Below are 17,185 nucleotides of genomic sequence, written 5' to 3'. Positions count from 1 at the left end.
CGATAGAGGACCGGGAATATGGCACGATTTCTGATTCGAAAATCCGGCGCATCAATGCATGAGGCAACGTTCCAGTCACGAGAAGGCCCAACCAACCTACCAGCAAAGTCTGAACTGTACCGAATCGTCTCGATGGCGCTCCCGCCTACTGATGCTCGGATTTGCATTGTGTTATGCCATCCTTGCCGGACGTGCACTCTGGGTGCAGGGGGTTGCAAGCACTTTCTATGTGCAGGAGGGGCAAAAGCGCTATGGGCGCGTGGAGCAACTGCTCCCCCAGCGGGGCGAAATCGTTGATCGCAGCGGGAAAGTGCTTGCACTCAATATGCCGCTCGCGCAGGTCTGGGTGGATCCCGAGGAAATTATCGGCGTGTCGCCGGTAATGCGCTCCCGACTTGCTAAGGCACTAGGCCTGAAATTAACCCTGCTGGATCGGAAACTGATAGAGCACGGTCGATTCGTTATCCTGAAGAACTATGTCGCACGAGAAAATGCGGACCTTGTATCGTCCATGCGACTCCCTGGTGTGCATGTTACGCCTCAGTGGCGACGCTTCTATCCGGAAGACGAGATGGCGCAAATCGTCGGATTCGTGGGGCGCGGGGGGGCTGGGCAGGAGGGAGTAGAGTTATTTAGTGATGCTGTGCTGGCTGGGGAGGCTGGCGTACGAAAAGGCATTGCAGACCGCTTGGGGCGGCAGGTCGAGGACGTGAGCGTGTCGTCAGCCGACGATGGGGCGAGCGTTTGCCTGTCGGTCGACAGTCGCATTCAGAGTCTGTCGTCCCAGACAATCCGTCAGGCTGTTCAGCAGCATCGTGCGCACTCAGGCGGAGTGGTGGTACTAAATGCCCATACGGGAGAGTTGCTGGCGCTGGCCAACTGGCCGTCCTTTGATCCAAATGATCGCGCAAGTTTTGTGAGAGGCGTGCTGCGCAACGGCGTGGTAGCTGATGAATTTGAACCCGGCTCAACAATCAAGCCGATCACAATGGCGCTTGCCTTGGATCGCGGGGTGGTTCGGGAAGATACTGTCATCGATGCATCCGGAGGGTCGATGCGTATCGGTTCGAACGTGATTCACGATACCGCCGATCACGGGCATCTGAATGTTCTGCAGATCTTGCAGAAATCCAGCAACGTTGGCATGGCGCGAATCGCACTGAAATTGAGGGCTCAGGACATGGCTGGTTTCTTCAGTAACGTCGGTTTTGGACGACGCCCCGATCTTCCGCTGCCCGCTGTAACTGCGGGCCGACTACGTCCGTGGCGTCGCTGGCTACCCGTCGAGCAGGCGACGATGGCCTATGGTTACGGGCTGTCGATTTCGTTGCTGCAGCTTGCGCAGTCATACACAGCGTTTGCGAACGATGGGGCTTTCGTGCCTGCAACGCTGGGCTGCTTGCCTGTGGTGCCCACATCAGCGCAGATCATCAAGCCAGCGACGGCCGCCGCCATACGGCGGGCGCTGGAGTTGACGGTCAGCGGCGGGACCGCCCGGCAGGCAGCGATCGAGGGGTATCGGGTGGGGGGCAAAACGGGGACCACGCGCAAGCAGGAGGGGCATGGCTACGCCAAAGGGAAATACCGTGCGACTTTTGTCGGTATGGCCCCGATGGGTAACCCGCAAATCATCGTCGCGGTCATGATTGACGAACCAAGGGACGGCGCCGTCTACGGTGGCACCGTCGCAGCGCCGGTATTTGCTGCTGTGATGAAAGAAACGTTGCGTCTGCAACAGATATTACCGGACCGGTTGACCTCAAGCGTGCACGCAACTGTTAAAAAGTAAGAACCGCGTATCAGCAAAGGGCTCCCGGGAGGGGCAAGTCGGCCAGATTTAATCTACCTACATCCCGTTGTTCATCTGCTGTTGCGATCGCGACCGTAGCGATTCTGACGACACGGAATCGCCGCACCGCAAAGTGTACAGATAAGCCTGAGGGGACCACACTGTGACTCCGAGCCGAAGTACAGGAGGATTCGCGCGCACCATCCATTTGCGCAACGCATGTCAGCCCAGCGGTTATCTGTTATCCGTCGACAGATGGTGCGCCAGCGTCAGGCCATGGCATGCGGCCTCGCGCGCGCTCGACGGCTTCATGCGCCTGGTACCGCGCCAGCTTTGCACAAAGATGGGATAGTTCACCCGGCACACCCATACTGCCCCGGTGGGCGAACAGCGCCGCTTCTGCCTGCTCCACGACGTCCCACAGTTCGGCTATGTGATAGCGAGTCGCACTATCGAGCGGCATGCAAAGCAGTTTGCGGATCAGATCCATCCCTGCACCAAGCTGGTCAATGCAGCGCTGCAAATCGTTGTTCATATCCATCAAGAGAGCCCATTTACTGGAACCAGAATCGCCGCACGTACCACGGTCGTGAATCCTGCCGGGTGAAATCGACGCGACACCCACCGCCCGTTGCCAAAGCCCGTTTCCGGAGGCCTTGGCGCCCGTACAATGAAAAAACCGATGCATACTGCGGGCTCCCGTGCCCGCAATGCGCACGATATGCCTCGATTACCTGCTTTCTGGATGCACCGACAGAAGCATTCCCGGTCGCCCTTTTTTGGGTTGACAACCTCACATCACGCACAACACCACCAGCGCAACGCCCAGCGATGGACATCTTTCCCACTGCGTCCGAGACGCCACGCGATATCGTCGATAGTCAGGGTATCATCGTGCACAAACAGCTGTCGTAACTCTAGGAAACCACTACTGATTGAGCCCGTCGGGGCGACATGGGTCACGGTTGCCATGCGCATACTGCTTTCTTTGTGGCTCGGATCACATGTACCAACCAGTAAGAAGTCCCTCGGAAGGCTACTGCCCTACGCCGGCGCGTACCAGTGAGAATACGCCCATCCTGAATGCATTCCCAAGGCATTCAGAGTAGTCTCATTTTCACGAAGGACGCCATGCATAAGGATGGCAGTCTCCCATTTACGTCAGGAGAAGGAGCATGTGGTTACACATTATCTACCTCATCGCCATTACTGCAGAAGCGATGTCGGGGGCGCTAGTCGGCATTAAGAAAGAGTTCGACCTCTTTGGTCTGTGCATGGTGGGCACGGTGACCGCTCTAGGAGGCGGAACGGTGCGCGATGTACTACTGGGGCACTACCCGCTCGGATGGGTAGCGCATCCGGAATATCTGGTTTTTACTGTCGGGGCAGCTTTGATAACCTCTATCATGGCTCACTTGGTTACCCGGATGCGTCAAACGTTTCTCGTCGCAGACGCGATCGGCTTGGCGGCCTTTACGGTGATCGGGTGCAATGTCGGGCTCTCTCTGTCACTTCACCCGGGTGTAGCAGTCGTCGCGGGAATGATTACCGGGATCATTGGCGGGGTGCTTCGTGACCTTCTATGCAATGAGGCCCCCTTGGTTCTGCACGGTGAATTCTATGCAAGCGTTACGCTGATCGTGGGTGCCGTATTCATGGGCCTGCAAAAGCTGGGGCTGGCGTTCGATCTGGCCGCAGTTGCAGCCATGATCGTCGGTGTCACTCTACGCATGCTTGCCGTGTGGCAGGGCTGGCGCCTTCCCAAATCTCGCAGCGCGCATACCACCATTGTCGCAAACGACTCTCGTCGTTTCTAAATACTGTCCCGGCCCTCAACCTGACATTGCCCACCGTATGACTTGCCCATAGAAGTCGGTCGGTGGAATACGATGTTCGTCCGGTTCAGGAAACAGGATTGAGAGCTATCCCATAGCATCTGCTTCGTCCGTCTCCGATAATTTCAGAATGCGTGCGAGTTTCAATTGCTCATCGGACGGCTGGGATGTATCGGCAGTAGCACGCGGAGGGCAAATATGTTCTCGGCATCGGTTTTGGAATATAGGCGGCAGATCGGTCTGGCAGCGACTTCCTCAAGATTCAGCGCGACAGTGTCCCGCGGGGCCAGCCTCCTCGCTTCATCTGACGAAGACACAGGTGTCGATGTGGCGTTTATAGCAGGAACAAATTCCAGCGTCGTTGCATCATTGGACGATGATGCGAGGTCGCCCGAGTTTAAGCTGGAATTGAACGGTACAATGCATCGTTTGCCCCCTATCGCGTATGGACGTGCCGCCCCGCATGCTTCTGCGACGCAGAGGTCTATTCTATATTAAAAAGTCCACCACAAGATTTTGGGTAGCGACATATAGACGGCTCCAACAGATTGAATCAGGATAGCTTATCTTCTGCAATACAAGAGATCAGTTTTCACCCGCCAGATCAATCACGCACACCATCCGACGTCCTAGGTGAGCTTTCCGTCCGCATATTCGCGACAAGGCGGCCTGTGGCGCTCTACAAGCGCTCCATCAACCGGTGGGCATCACCTTCGATTCTGCCGGGGCACGCGCTAACCGCAGTGCTTCACAACTACGCCGACAGTGAGATCGCCATTCTCATGAGGACATGGGTGTGACGCATCGATTTCCAGTCGGCGCGAAGGAAACAGACCGTTGGAATGCGGATGACGCAAAATGAGACAGGAAGCCCTATTGCATTTCCAACCCGCGAACTCCGATTGCCCATTGATCGCGCTGATCCAACCAATAGTACGCCACCAGTCCGCGCCGGTGGTTATTCAGAGACAATTACCCTAGGCTAGGAAGGAGGCTTGGCGATCGTCCAGATATTTTGCAGCAGGAGTGCATGATGCAGATTTTATTGACAGGCGCCACCGGTTTTGTGGGTGGCGCAGTGGGTGCCGCACTGGCTGACCGAGGGCTTCTGCGCGACACGCGGTTTGCGGTTCGCGCAGACACTTTGGCGCAGGGGCTTGATCGTATCCGTGGCAGTCTGGCCCGTTTCGGGATATCCCGCGACATGCTGATGCGCATTTCGGAACGGCAGATTGTTCGGTTTGATCTGCGCACCGGCCCCGTTGACCCACTAGAGAGAAGTACAGAGTTGGTGATCAATTGTGCCGCCCTCACGACGTTTTCCAGTACTCCATCGCTATGGGAAACCAATGTCGATGGTGTTCTTGCATTCGCCGCGAGGGTACTTGACGAGATGCCTAGACTGAAAAGGTTCATTCAGGTGGGCTCCGCCATGTCGTGCGGCGAGCGGGCCGGTCAACATATCTTCGAGAACTGGCACGTTCCACCAGAGGAAACGCACGTAGTGCCCTATACTTTTTCGAAAGGGATGGCGGAATTGGCGTTGCGCTCACAGGTGCCCGATCTCCCCCTGGTTGTCGTGCGTCCCTCCATCGTCGTTGGACATACAAGATTTGGTTGCGAACCGTCCGGCAGCATTTTCTGGTTATTCCGGATCATTGCACAGATGGAGGCCTTTACATGCAGGTTGTCGGATCATATCGACGTGATTTCGGCCGATGACTGTGCGGAGGCCATCCTCCTTCTCGCCTTCAAGCCCAAGCTTGCCTATAATCTTTACCATCTTTCGGCCGGCGTTTCCCGGGCGGAAACAGTGACCACACTCTATCCTCTGCTTCGAAGTTGTCGATCAGCAGCAGAGGCAGAATCTGCGCGTAAGCGCTACAGGTATATCGAGAAAATCGACCCTCGAATGCTGGCCAACAAAGTTCCAGGCATGGTTACAGGAGGCGGTGCACGTCTGGCGTTACGCGCCGTCCGACTGTACGCAAAGTTTGCCCAGATGGGATACGTATTTGATAATACCCGCCTGCGTAATGAAACCGGATTTGTGCCTTGCTCATTTGGAACCTACGTGCACCGTTGCATTGAAACATCACAGCGGGAATCGATCGTCGAACAGATGCGGTGGGACTATAGGTGATAACGTAGTGGCTTGAATTCGAAGCGGATCGCGCATATATTTTCTCGAAGTATCTGCCGTTGACGCACAGCTGAATGCAACGTGGCGTCCCTGCCCGCCCTCCGCAAGCGCTGGGCACCCGCTGCTGCCCGATACAGGTCTAAGGTACTTTCATCGTGAGCTCGCGGACGATCAACATGTGTCCACTATTTTTGAATCGCCCCCCACGACGTCCAACTCGGAGTAAGAAACTCCAGCCCCGCAGCGTCATCTCAAACCGATCGCCTTCGCGTGGGATGGCCGGTACCCTTCGGTGGAATATGCATCTTATTCGACAGAATCAGGGAAAGTTCTGATCCGAATAGAATATTTCTTATTTATCTGATGCGACAACAGCCCTATCCTTCCCCAAACTCGAACAGCATTTTCTCTTAGAGAAAGTCTGCAAAAGTCCTAGCGTTGACGGGTATGTGGACTACCCTGGCGGCAGAAGAATTTAAGAGACACCCTGCCGATTCGCCAATCCATTTTGTACCAGATCGGTCCCCAAAAAACGAGGTCATATGCGAGCCAGCATTAAACATGCCTATTTCCCGCACGTCGACGGCTTGCGCGCCATCGCCGTACTCGCTGTGGTGTTTTACCACTTGCATTCAGCGTGGGTACCTGGCGGATTTGCTGGCGTCGACATCTTCTTTGTAATCTCAGGTTTCATTGTCAGTGCGTCCGTCAGCACACTCAAGCGATCTCCGATCTGGAATTTCTTACCTTTTTTCTACGCACGCCGCATCCAGCGAATTGCGCCAGCACTGATTGTCTGTCTGCTCACGACAAATTTCATCGCGGCACTTCTGATCCCAATGTCGTGGTTGAGCAGCACCAATCAACAGACCAGCATCTATGCGTTCTTCGGCTTGAGCAACCTAATTCTTGCTCGAACCAACAACGACTATTTCTCGCCAGTTGGCGAGTTCAATCCATACATGCACACTTGGTCACTCAGCATCGAAGAGCAGTTCTATTTCGCTTTCCCGTTAATGTTCTTCGCATGGACATTTGCTGGCAAATGGCGGAACTTTACTGTCGCGCTGTTTGCAACGACGCTGGTGGCATCGCTCGGCTACTCGGCATGGATGGGTAACACAGACAAGATCACTGCCTTCTACATGATCACGAGCCGGTTCTGGCAACTCGCCGTGGGGGTCTTGCTGTTTCAGACGATGAATTTGCTGGGGCGCCGGTTCGACGTTGCCGATCAGACGTCGCCACGCTGGTACACTTGCGGCGCAATGGCGTCTATCGCGCTCATCGCATACTCGTTCGCAGCATCTCGGCCGGATCGACTCCCGTTCCCAGGTGCGCTACCCGCGGTAGTCGGAGCGACGGGGCTGCTTTTCTTCCTCCACGGCAAGAGTCACACAAACCCGGTGATGTGGGCGCTCGGGAGCCGCTCGATACTTTTCATCGGACGCATTTCGTACTCCCTGTATTTATGGCACTGGCCCATTTTTGTAATGTTTCGATGGACAATCGGACTGGATCGCGACTCCTACCGACTCGCCGCGCTTGCGATTGCCCTTGTACTTTCCGCACTGTCGTATTACTTCGTTGAAAAACCGTTCCGCAACCTGAAATTCCTCAGCAGTATGGCCAGACCTGCTGTCGTCATGATCGGATTTGCATTTATAGGAATGTGTGCGTGGTTTGGAATGCTCGTCAACGAAGCTCAGCCTAGAATATCATTGAGTACCGTCACTCGGCATGCTAACGACTGGTATCCGTATGGCGCTGATACCGATCCAGCTTACGCCGGCTGCACAATTGGAACAGAGAACACTCCGCTTGGGATGAGCTTTTCGACCACGTTCACCCGGCAGAACTGTACATCGGAGGCCGAGGCACCGCGTGTCTACGCGATCGGTGACTCCCACTCGATGGCCTATGTCGGCATGTACAAGGAGTATGTGATGAGAACCGGTTCAAGCCTGACAAGCTACGTCAACGGTGGATGCCCGTTCATCAGTCTGCAGCCAGGACGCGAGGCATCGGAACTGTGCCGTGCGAATTCGTCGGCTGCAGTCAACGACATGCTCGGCAGGCTCAAACCTGGCGACGTCGTGTTCTTGCCGTCGTTGCGCATGCCGCGCTTCGTCGATCAGTATTTCATTTTTCCTGAAAAGGAGACGATGGATCAGATCTTTGGGAACTCGGCAATCAAGGCACGCGCTGAGGCAATCATCGAGGGTAAGAAGGTTCTGGAGCGGTTAAGCGAGAAAGGTGCGGTCGTTGTAATCGAAGCTCCGAAGCCACTCTTCAAGGCACCTTTGTACCGGTGTGCCGAGTCGTATAACCGGTCGCTGCCAATCTGTCGCCCTGGCACTGAGATGAAGCGCTCGGCGCTGCTTGAATTGCGCAAGCCAATCATTGATTCCTTGCAAAGGCTTGCGGCGGCTGTGCCCAATACGCTGGTATGGGATCCATTTCCGCTCCTATGTCCACCGGCTTTGCAATGCAGCGGGTACTCGTCGGGCCATCCGCTCTTCTTCGACAGCGACCATATCAGCGGATATGGAGCACGCCTTGTGTATCCGGCATTCGAGGCATTCATCAAGAATGCCTCGAATGCCGCCACGCAATAATAACATTGTCGTATTGGGAGATAGGTTGCGAGTTGCCGACGCTGAGATAAGGAAAACTTTCCACGACACCAAGGGCGTATAGCCACCATCACGTACTATATGAACGCGTCCCGTTTGCAACAGTTTTCGTGTGTTCCGACAGACAAAGATGGGCTGCATCTCTATATCCGGCCTTCTCGCAGCCGGTACTACCGCTGCGGGCCCCTATGAAATCCGCTGACCCACACCTTATTCCCTTGGCGAGCCCGAAGCTCTTCACGTCATTCAGGTTTAGTGGGTCCCGGTCCTACGTGGCTTGTCATCACACTCGATTGCTGCGCAACCTTTCGACGTTCATCCCTGTGTTAAACGTTGATCTGCTACTTCGCGTAACCTGTTCAGGCTGGCTTCACGCTCACGTAGTCCTTTTGATACGTCCGATCATGGGCCAGTACGGCCCAGATCGTTCGTGCCATCTTGTTGGCCAGTGCGACGATCACTACGTTGCGCGGGCGGCGCCTGCTGATCTGCTCGACCCACGGGCTGGGCTCTTTCGCATGTGTCAGCACAGATCGCGCGCCATGAATCAGCAGCGTGCTGCAGATACGTGTCGCCGCGCTTCGATATGCCGTGCAGGTTCACCTTGCCACCCGAACCCGTCTGCTTCGGCACAAGCCCCGCCCATGCAGCGAACTCGCGCCCGGATTTGAACGCCTTCGCATTACCCATCATTGCAACGGCTGCCGTGGCCGTCCGCAGCCCAACGCCAGGAATTTCGCTGATCGCCTTCACCCCCGCGTCATCCTTCTTCCACTCGCGCATCCGGCGCTCGATCTGCGCAACCTGCTCATCGAGCTTCGCCAGATCGTTCCATTGCTCGCGCAGCGTCTCTATCAACACAGCAGGCAGACGCTCGGCGAGCCGACCCAGCGCATCCGGTATTTCCTTGTCCAGCTTCGCTCGCCCTTTGCTCATCACCTCGCCGTATTCCGTCAGCAATCCGCGCAGTCCATTGCTCTGCATCGTACGAAACTTGACCAGTTGCTGTCGCATCCTGTGCAGTGCTAGCATCGCCTGCTGCATCTCCGTCTTTACCGCCACCGGCTTGCCCGGCTGCTGTACTGCCAGCCAGATTGCTCGCGCATCCGCCGCGTTGTTCTTGTTTCTGATGTTGAACGCCTTGACGAACTCCGCGGGCATCAGCCTGACCTCATGCCCCATCTTCGTCAGTTGCCGGGCCCAATGGTGCGCACCACCACACGCTTCCATACCGATGAGACAACGAACCCGATTTGCGAAGAACTCCAGAAACTTCGCGCGTTTGAGCGGCTTGTTCACAGTTTCTCCGGTTTGCTGATCGACGTAGTGCACCTGAAACACCGACTTCGCAATATCCACACCCACTGCCGTACAATTCATTCGGATCCTCCGGTTGCCTGGAAAAACTTCGTATTTTCCATGTGGTGTCACGGATCGGCGTAATGAGGCCATTCTGGGATCGGCGTAATCGAGCCACTCTGCAGACTCGTTGTCACGCCGGGCCGTAGCCCGAAACGCATTTCGAATTTCCGTAACCCGGTACCTTCGGCATTTTTGTCCGGAGGGCCGATTAGTAACAGGAGGTTCGAAGTGTTTGAGTATGGACAGGTTCTGGCGCGCATGCGCCAGGGCGATTCCGACCGCGACATTGCCGGTGCACACCTGATGGGGCGCGGCAAGCTGAAGACCGTACGGCAGGTCGCGCTCGCTCACGGCTGGCTTGATCCCGGCCGCCCCTTGCCGGATGATGCTGAACTGGCCGGCATCTTTGGGCGAGATCCCAAGGTGCCACGCAGCCGCATCTCCACGCTCGAGCCATTTCGCGATCTGGTGCGAGGCTGGTTTAACGCCGACGTTCAGGGCACGACGATCCACAATGCGCTGAGACGCAGCCATGGCTATACGGGCAGCTATTCGGCGGTGCGCCGTATGCTGCTGAACCTGAAGTCCGAGCGCGGTGTTGCCTTTCGCCGTAAAGGAGCCGGGTGTTTTCGGCGTAATGGCGCCAGCGAAAGGCGCCTGATTCGGGGCTCGAACGGGGATCAAGAATCCTTGTTTTTACCTCCTTTCGCAAGTGCTGATTTGTTGCTCTCGGGCATCGGGCGTGGAACACGGTAGCTCTCGCCGTCGAGCACGACGCGGTACGCGGCATGTCGCAGGCGATCAAGCGTTGCGGCGCCGAGCATTTTGTTGGTCGCGAACGCATCACCCCATTCCGTAAAATCAAGATTGCTGGTCAGAACGGTCGATGTACGTTCGTACCGTTCGGCGATCAGATCGTGGAAGTCTTCATCTTCGGGCGTGCGCATGGGTTTCAGTCCGAAATCGTCAATGATGAGCAGTGGCACCTTGGCAAGCGCCTGGAAGCGCCGTTCGTAGGAGCCGACAGCCTGTGCGTTGCGCAGCGCGCCGAGAAGCCGGGTCTGGGTCATGAACAGGACATCGTGACCTTGCCGGGCGGCCGCATGGCCGAGTGCCTGCGCCAGATGGGACTTGCCCGTTCCACATGGACCGGCGATCAGCACGCTGACCTTCTCATCGATAAAGCGGCAGGTCGCCAGATCGTGAACGACAGCACGATTGAGATTCGGCAGGCGGTCGAAGTCGAAACCTTCCAGTGTCTTCTGGCCACGGAAGTTCGCGCGGCGCATGCGGGCGTCGAGCTTGCGATGATCGCGCCGTGCGATCTCGTCCTGGATGAGCAGCGTCAGGAAATCGGTATAGGCGAGCTTACGGTCGATGGCTTCACGGTTGCGTGCTTCGAGCGTGTCCAGGATGCCGGACAGTCGCAATTGCTTAAGGGAAGACGTGAGTTCGGGAATCGGATTCATGTTCAATGGATCAGGAGAGTCTGGGTATCGCGGCAGAAGCGGCCGCCGTGGGTGTAGGTGGTCGCGCCCGATTCAACGGGTTCGGTCGACAGCCAGGTCTGATCAAGGCCTTTCTGCAGGATCAGCTTGACGGCTTTGTAGCTTGGCGTGCCGAAGTGATTCGCACGACGGCAGGCCGCCTCCAGGCGAGACGCGCCGAACTGCTGGGCGAAGCGCAGCACGCCCTGTACGGCGCGCAGCTTGATGAGAACCTGATCGCCGAAGAGTGCGTGAACAAGCGCGTAGCAGGACGGCCCGATACGCTGCGCTTCTCTCAGGCACCATTGGGTATCGTGCAGTTGCCAGGCCTGTGCTGCTGGCGGCATGTGATCGGCCACCGTGCTACGCGTTCCTGGCGCAGTCTGGCGGACATGCGATGCCGACAGTTCGTGCTCGTAGTAGAGCTGCACCATGGTGGCGGTTGCCTTGAGCCACAGATCTTTACCGGCAAGCCGGAACGGCACGGAATAGTAGGCACGCTGGAACTGCACATGGGCGTCGCGATGGACCTTCACGCGCGCCCAGGTTGCCAGCTCGGGCGGCACATCGGGAAGCGGCAGCAACAGCGCCTGTTCGACGTATTCGAAACGCTTGAGCGGCACCTCGCGCGTCGTGCCATGCGTCCGGGTGCTGGCCTCGTGCATCACCCAGGCTTGCGCTTGCCGGTTGGCGTCATCAAGATCACGAAATTCGCGAAGAGGAAGGAAGCTCGACTTCACGTATTTGACGCCCGATTCGACAATTCCTTTTTTAGCCGGGTCCCTCGGCGGACATGGATCGACCTTGAACGAATACCCTTCGGCGCATTGCGCGTAGGCCCGCTGGACTTCGGGTTCGTAGATACAGGCCTTGACGATGGCACACTTGGGATTGTCGATGATGACGCGTGCGACCACGCCGTTGAACCACTCGAAGGCATGACGATGACACAGTAACCACGTGTCGACACTCTGGTCGCGGACAAATTCAACGTACTGATGCCTCGACCAGCACAGCGTCATCACGAAGAACCACGTCTTATGGATCTCGCCGGTGTGCGCGTCGGTGATGGTCGGACCTGCGCCGAAATCAACCTGTGCGGCATCCGCAGGTTTGAACTCCAGCCGCATCGGTACATCCGGCGTGAGATCCGACTTCAACTGCTGAAGCAGCCTGTATACGGATGAGTAGCTTCCCTCATAGCCGTGGTTGCGAACCAGCGCGCTGTGAATCGTCGTGCCGGGGACGCCCGCGTCGTGCCACTGGGCAATCTGTTCGCGCCACGGTTCGGCCGACGAGATACAGCTCGCCGGCAGGAACTCCTTGCGACTAAACGCTGTAGCGAGCTGCGCGTCATCCGGCAGAGCGTTGTCCGGAGAAAGCCACCCGCGCTCGGTTGCGATCTCCCGCACGGCTGCCAGCTTCTTACGGCCCATGATCTTCGACCGGTCGATATCCCGGTCGGAATCACCCTGGCGCATTCGCACCAGAACCTGTCGATATTGGTACATCTAGAACTTCCTCTTCAAGCCACCCTCCGGAGCAAATGCGTGCCGGGAGGGTAGCGGTTGGCGAAGTTCGAGCGCCCGACTCAGACGCCAGTGGCGCCTTTACGGCGAAAATCTACTGGCGCCTATACGCCGAAAGACTTGCGGCGCCTAAACGCCGAAAAGTCCCTGGCGCCTTTATGCCGAAAACGATTTGGCTCCTTAACGGCGAAAGTTCACAACGGCGGCCGCTTCGGCCGCGATCTCCATTCCCTTCTCCTGCATTGAACACCATGAATCCGAGTCCCGAACTGAATACGATCCTCAAGCAACTGCGCCTGACGGGCGTGCTCGACTCGCTCGAGCAGCGTAACCGCCAGGCTATCGACGGGCAACTCGCCTACACCGAGTTCCTCGCCATGCTGCTGCATGACGAGGTTGCACGGCGCGACCAGAAGAAGCTCGGCGCGCGTCTCCTGCGCGCTGGATTCGGGCTGCGCAAGACGCTGGAGACCTTCGACTTCGACAGGCTGCCGAAGCTCAATCGCGCCCACATCCACGACCTAGCCACCGGCCGCTACATCGACGAGAAGGTCGCGATCCTGATGGTCGGTCAAACCGGCGTGGGCAAGTCGCACATTGCGCAGGCCTTGAGCCACTGCGCCGCCCGTCAGGGCCGCGACGTGCTGTTCGTTACGCAAACCGATCTGCTCAAGAAGCTGCACGCAGCACGCGCCACAGGCCTGTACGAGCGCAAGTTCCAGCAGTTCGTGCGCGTGCCCCTGCTGATCGTCGATGACTTCGTACTCAAACCTCTTCGTGCGCCCCATGACGAAGACTTCCATGACCTGATCGCCGCCAGGTACGAGCGGGCAACCACGATTCTGACTTCAAATCTCGATCTCAGCGAATGGGGAGACGCATTGCCCGACAACCGCATCCTCGGCGCCGCCACCCTCGACCGGTTACGCCACGGCGCCTATCGCATCGTCATTGAGGGCGAGAGCTTCCGCAAGCCCAAACCCATGCCTGAAAACGGCGAAAACGTCGTTGCAAAATCCGGCAAAAAACCGCATTCTTGAGACCCTTCGAAATCGTGTTTCGGGGCCATTCTGAGTGGCCTCATTATGCCGATCATCCCCGGCTCGATTACGCTGATCCGTGACATGTGGGCACATTGATGCCGTTGGTCCGCGAGGATCCACCTTCCTTCTTCTCCCGCCTGGTTACCGGGTGGGACGCGTTCATTTCAATTCCATTGGTTCCCTCCGTAGGGAGCGCCCTTTTCGATTACCTGCATGAGGTCCGTCCCGCTTCAACCGATCGCCACATATTCCTGACGTTGCTCTCGCCTCATCAACAGCTATCACGTGCCGCAGTTTAATTGGTAGTGGCCCCGAGGCTCAGATCTCTCGGTCTGCAGATCCGGCATTGCGATCCCCACAGTCTTCGCCATGCCTGTGCTGCACGTCTGGTTTCGGAAGGCTGGTCCCTGAAGGAGATCGGGGACCATCTTGGTCATCGCGATTCAGAGTCGACACGTATATACGCGAAGGTGGACCTCAAGGGATTGCGGGAAGTTGCAGCGTTTGATCTCGGAGAATTGTCATGAGACTCCGTGAGCTTGTGGAAACCTACATCGCGTACAAACGCTCACTTGGCATGCGCTTTCGTACTGACGCAAACATCCTCCGGGCTTTTTGCCGTACGGTCGGCGACATTGGCGTTGATGACGTGACCGGAAGCGGCATATGCCTTCATCGCGGGACCGGACCCGTCACCGCGTCCTGGAGATGCAGGGCCTCAATGCTGGGAGGCCTCTACCGATACGCGCTGGCGCGTAGCTTCGCGATAATCTTTCCGCTGCCAACGTGCGAGCCGAAACTACCGCCGCCCGTCGCGCCATACGTCTATTCCGTCAGTGAGCTGGAACGGATGCTGACGGCAACAGATATGCTCAAGACACAGTGCTCACCGCTACAGGCAGCAAGTATGCGAACACTGCTGCTATTGCTCTATGGCTCCGGCATGCGTATCAGCGAAGCCCTGAAGCTGACGTTGCATGACGTCGATCTGTTGCAGCAACCGGTGACAGTTCGCGAAACCAAGTTCTTCAAGACACGCCTGGCACCTATCGGACCTCGCCTGTGCAAGGTGCTTGCCGATTATGAGTGTCGACGTCGTTGCCTTCCGTTGCCAGACGGCGAGAACTCTGCATTCTTTGCATCTCGGACCGGCAGGCACTGGCAAGTCCAGAGTGTCAGACTGAACTTCCGCCGGCTGCGCCGCGTTGCCGGCTTACGACGTGAAGACAGTACGGGCCAGCAGCCGAGAATTCACGATCTGCGCCACACGGCAGCAGTACATCGCCTTGTCTACTGGTATCGCGCTGACCTCGATGTACAACGTCTCCTGCCGCAACTGGCGACATATCTGGGGCACGTCCACATCAGATCTACTCAGCGGTATTTGACCATGACCGCCGATTTGCTGCGCGAGGCGAATCTGCGCTTCGAGCAGTATGCAACGCCGGAGATTCGCCATGAATGACAGATCATTGATCGGGCCGCGGATCCGTCGTTTCCTTCTGGAGTATCTCGTTATCGAACGCAACCTTGCGCGCAATACGCAGACAGGCTATCGGGATACATTGGTCCTACTACTACCTTTCCTCAGCAAGGAGTTGAAGAAGTCAGTCGACCGCTTCACCATCGACGATCTATCGCCTGCCTGCGTGCGTCGCGTCCTGCAATATATTGAAAACGAACGGGGATGTAGCGGAGCGACCCGTAATCTCCGTCTTGCCACTATCCACTCCTTCGCCACGTTCATCGGCATGCACAATCCGGAGCATGTGGCCTGGTGCGCACAGATGCGCGTGATTCCGTTCAGGAAAACGGCGAAATCAAGTTTGAGTTATCTGGACAAACCCGAAATTGATGCGTTGTTGAACACACCTGACCTGCGTAAACCACAGGGAAAGCGCGACTACACCCTGCTGCTGTTTCTCTATAATACCGGGGCTAGGGTAGATGAAGCAGTCCATCTAACGATTGCCGATATTACTTGGGGAAATTCACCCGCAGTACGTCTGGTCGGCAAAGGAAGCAAGGTCCGTTGGTGTCCGCTCTGGAAGCGTACCGCCGATAGCCTGAAATCATTGACCTCCGGACGCACAGGTGAGGACGCTGTGTTTCTAAATCGCCTTGATCGCCCCCTAACCCGGTTCGGAATTTATGGCCTCATTAATCGTATCGTAGTGCAAGCCAGCAAGACCCTGCCGTCGCTCGCCGCAAAGCGGATCAGCCCGCACCGCATAAGGCACACGTGTGCGGTTCATCTGCTGAGAGCCGGCGTGGACATCAATACCATTCGTGCGTGGCTCGGGCACGTGTCCCTCGACACTACAAACATTTATGCAGAAGCAGATCTGGAGATGAAAGCAAAAGCATTGGCCCACTGCGACTTGCCAGCACCTCGGGACAAGCAGCTCTGGCACAGCGATCCTGGGTTAATCGGCTTTCTCCGGGCACTGTGATCTTCCCCTTGCCGCTCTCAAATTATGTTGCCGCGTCATGCGGCAACATAATTTCTATCTCTCGTCTGCGCCTGTGGCCGTAACATAAGCTCGGGCGAAACATGATCGCCGAAATGTTTTGCATAACATTTTGGCGAACTGGTGAACCTGTACCGCGTCGTGCAGAACCACGTCGAAGAGTTTGTGCGGCAGTTCAAGTGGGCGATTTCGAGCCGGGACGTGTTCAGGTGGCACCAACTCACGCTCCCCGAAACCCTCACCGATATGCAGCGCGCAGCACGTTTCTACTACTTGCAGCATCATGCGTTCGGCACCGCAACGACGACGCCCGCAATCAACCTGCTGCGTATCGAGGAGACGCTGTCGGCCGCGCATCTGAGACTCACGGGCGCGCATATCGAACATCTGCCGTGGCACAAGTGCGTGCGGCGCTACGACCGCCCACATACGTTCACTTTCTGCGATCCGCCGTACTGGCAGGTCGAAGGGTACGGGGTGCCTTCGGGATCGAGGAATACGAGCAGCTTGCCGCCTGGATGGGCCTGTGCCAGGGCAAGGTGATGGTGAGCCTGAACGACCATCCGGACATGCGGCGTATGTTCGCAAACCACACCATGCTGTCCGTCGATGTGCACTACGACGTGGGCAACCGCAATGGGCAGGCGCAGGGCGCACGTGAACTGGTGATCGCAAACTGGCCCATCGGTACGGCGACGGCGGGACTGTTCTGAAGGGTAACGGGCTGGCCGGGCAATTTTCCACCGTCCCCACGACGACCTGCAGGTTTTCCAGCAAGGTCTTGTATGCCTGCAGGTTGATATGACTTCCCGTGTCAACTGGATCGGTTTTGGTGTTTTGGATGTTTGAATTTCCTGAGGGCGACGTAGCAGTAAATCTCGACGGTGGAT

General features: G+C 57.1%; 12 protein-coding genes and 2 pseudogenes. 10 read left to right on the top strand and 4 right to left on the bottom strand.

Going from position 1 to position 17,185, the window contains the following annotated elements; translation table 11 throughout:
• Window positions 1-58: 58 nt before the first annotated feature.
• Complete coding sequence (locus ACOSV0_RS22570) at window positions 59-1,789, top strand: peptidoglycan D,D-transpeptidase FtsI family protein (protein ID WP_434113743.1); 1,731 nt, start codon at window positions 59-61, stop codon at window positions 1,787-1,789.
• A 241-nt stretch (window positions 1,790-2,030) separates the two neighbouring features.
• Here the strand turns inward: ACOSV0_RS22570 and ACOSV0_RS22565 are convergent, their stop codons facing one another.
• Window positions 2,031-2,324, bottom strand: coding sequence for a hypothetical protein (locus tag ACOSV0_RS22565; RefSeq protein ID WP_434113741.1), 294 nt, complete (start codon window positions 2,322-2,324; stop codon window positions 2,031-2,033).
• Window positions 2,325-2,964: 640 nt separating this feature from the next.
• On the opposite strand from ACOSV0_RS22565, the gene ACOSV0_RS22560 reads away from it, so the two are divergent.
• The 3 genes from ACOSV0_RS22560 (at window position 2,965) to ACOSV0_RS22550 (ending at window position 8,385) form a co-directional block, all read left to right on the top strand.
• Entirely contained in the window at window positions 2,965-3,606 is a 642-nt protein-coding gene (locus tag ACOSV0_RS22560) for a trimeric intracellular cation channel family protein (RefSeq protein ID WP_434113739.1), read from the top strand.
• A gap of 1,048 nt (window positions 3,607-4,654) precedes the next feature.
• Window positions 4,655-5,767, top strand: coding sequence for an SDR family oxidoreductase (locus tag ACOSV0_RS22555; protein WP_434113736.1), 1,113 nt, complete (start codon window positions 4,655-4,657; stop codon window positions 5,765-5,767).
• A 542-nt stretch (window positions 5,768-6,309) separates the two neighbouring features.
• The gene (locus ACOSV0_RS22550) at window positions 6,310-8,385 is read left to right on the top strand and encodes an acyltransferase family protein (RefSeq protein WP_434113733.1); all 2,076 of its coding nucleotides are present in this window, start codon (window positions 6,310-6,312) and stop codon (window positions 8,383-8,385) included.
• Between the two features lie 377 nt (window positions 8,386-8,762).
• Here ACOSV0_RS22550 and ACOSV0_RS22545 read toward each other — a convergent pair.
• Window positions 8,763-9,783: pseudogene (locus ACOSV0_RS22545) on the bottom strand (IS110 family transposase).
• Window positions 9,784-9,993: 210 nt separating this feature from the next.
• Between ACOSV0_RS22545 and ACOSV0_RS22540 the strand changes: the two are divergent.
• Window positions 9,994-10,521: a hypothetical protein gene (locus ACOSV0_RS22540; RefSeq protein ID WP_434116203.1), complete on the top strand. Its 528-nt coding sequence runs from the start codon at window positions 9,994-9,996 to the stop codon at window positions 10,519-10,521.
• On the opposite strand, the gene istB (ACOSV0_RS22535) is transcribed toward ACOSV0_RS22540, so the two are convergent.
• Window positions 10,446-11,234, bottom strand: coding sequence for an IS21-like element helper ATPase IstB (gene istB, locus ACOSV0_RS22535; RefSeq protein WP_012428257.1), 789 nt, complete (start codon window positions 11,232-11,234; stop codon window positions 10,446-10,448). The genes ACOSV0_RS22540 and istB (ACOSV0_RS22535) overlap by 76 nt on opposite strands.
• Window positions 11,235-11,236: 2 nt before the next feature.
• On the bottom strand, window positions 11,237-12,763 hold the full coding sequence (gene istA / locus ACOSV0_RS22530) for an IS21 family transposase (RefSeq protein ID WP_434113730.1): 1,527 nt from the start codon (window positions 12,761-12,763) through the stop codon (window positions 11,237-11,239).
• Window positions 12,764-13,032: 269 nt separating this feature from the next.
• On the opposite strand from istA, the gene istB (ACOSV0_RS22525) reads away from it, so the two are divergent.
• The 5 genes and pseudogenes from istB (ACOSV0_RS22525) to ACOSV0_RS22505 form a co-directional block, all read left to right on the top strand.
• Window positions 13,033-13,821 (top strand): IS21-like element helper ATPase IstB, encoded by a 789-nt coding sequence (istB, locus tag ACOSV0_RS22525; protein ID WP_434113727.1) that lies wholly within the window; start codon window positions 13,033-13,035, stop codon window positions 13,819-13,821.
• Window positions 13,822-14,129: 308 nt separating this feature from the next.
• Window positions 14,130-14,351, top strand: coding sequence for a tyrosine-type recombinase/integrase (locus ACOSV0_RS22520; RefSeq protein ID WP_434116068.1), 222 nt, complete (start codon window positions 14,130-14,132; stop codon window positions 14,349-14,351).
• Entirely contained in the window at window positions 14,348-15,289 is a 942-nt protein-coding gene (locus ACOSV0_RS22515) for a tyrosine-type recombinase/integrase (RefSeq protein ID WP_434113725.1), read from the top strand. The genes ACOSV0_RS22520 and ACOSV0_RS22515 overlap by 4 nt, the downstream gene beginning before the upstream one ends.
• A complete protein-coding gene (locus tag ACOSV0_RS22510) occupies window positions 15,282-16,277 on the top strand; it encodes a tyrosine-type recombinase/integrase (RefSeq protein ID WP_434113722.1) in 996 nt (331 codons plus the stop codon). The genes ACOSV0_RS22515 and ACOSV0_RS22510 overlap by 8 nt, the downstream gene beginning before the upstream one ends.
• A gap of 132 nt (window positions 16,278-16,409) precedes the next feature.
• Window positions 16,410-17,008, top strand: a pseudogene (locus ACOSV0_RS22505) (DNA adenine methylase); the annotation flags it as partial.
• Window positions 17,009-17,185: the final 177 nt, after the last annotated feature.

The organism is Paraburkholderia caffeinilytica (genome assembly GCF_051027425.1).
In the GTDB taxonomy this organism is placed as follows: domain Bacteria; phylum Pseudomonadota; class Gammaproteobacteria; order Burkholderiales; family Burkholderiaceae; genus Paraburkholderia; species Paraburkholderia caffeinilytica_A.
The sequence above is the reverse complement of the archived record's forward strand: the minus strand, read 5'-3'. Positions and strand labels throughout refer to the sequence as shown.

Coding starts and splice junctions, on each gene's coding strand:
- ACOSV0_RS22565 (WP_434113741.1), bottom strand. CDS start 2,324: ATGAACAACGATTTGCAGCGCTGCATTGACCAGCTTGGTGCAGGGATG.
- istB (WP_012428257.1), bottom strand. CDS start 11,234: ATGAATCCGATTCCCGAACTCACGTCTTCCCTTAAGCAATTGCGACTG.
- istB (WP_434113727.1), top strand. CDS start 13,033: ATGAATCCGAGTCCCGAACTGAATACGATCCTCAAGCAACTGCGCCTG.
- ACOSV0_RS22570 (WP_434113743.1), top strand. CDS start 59: ATGAGGCAACGTTCCAGTCACGAGAAGGCCCAACCAACCTACCAGCAA.
- ACOSV0_RS22550 (WP_434113733.1), top strand. CDS start 6,310: ATGCGAGCCAGCATTAAACATGCCTATTTCCCGCACGTCGACGGCTTG.
- istA (WP_434113730.1), bottom strand. CDS start 12,763: ATGTACCAATATCGACAGGTTCTGGTGCGAATGCGCCAGGGTGATTCC.
- ACOSV0_RS22560 (WP_434113739.1), top strand. CDS start 2,965: ATGTGGTTACACATTATCTACCTCATCGCCATTACTGCAGAAGCGATG.
- ACOSV0_RS22555 (WP_434113736.1), top strand. CDS start 4,655: ATGATGCAGATTTTATTGACAGGCGCCACCGGTTTTGTGGGTGGCGCA.
- ACOSV0_RS22515 (WP_434113725.1), top strand. CDS start 14,348: ATGAGACTCCGTGAGCTTGTGGAAACCTACATCGCGTACAAACGCTCA.
- ACOSV0_RS22510 (WP_434113722.1), top strand. CDS start 15,282: ATGAATGACAGATCATTGATCGGGCCGCGGATCCGTCGTTTCCTTCTG.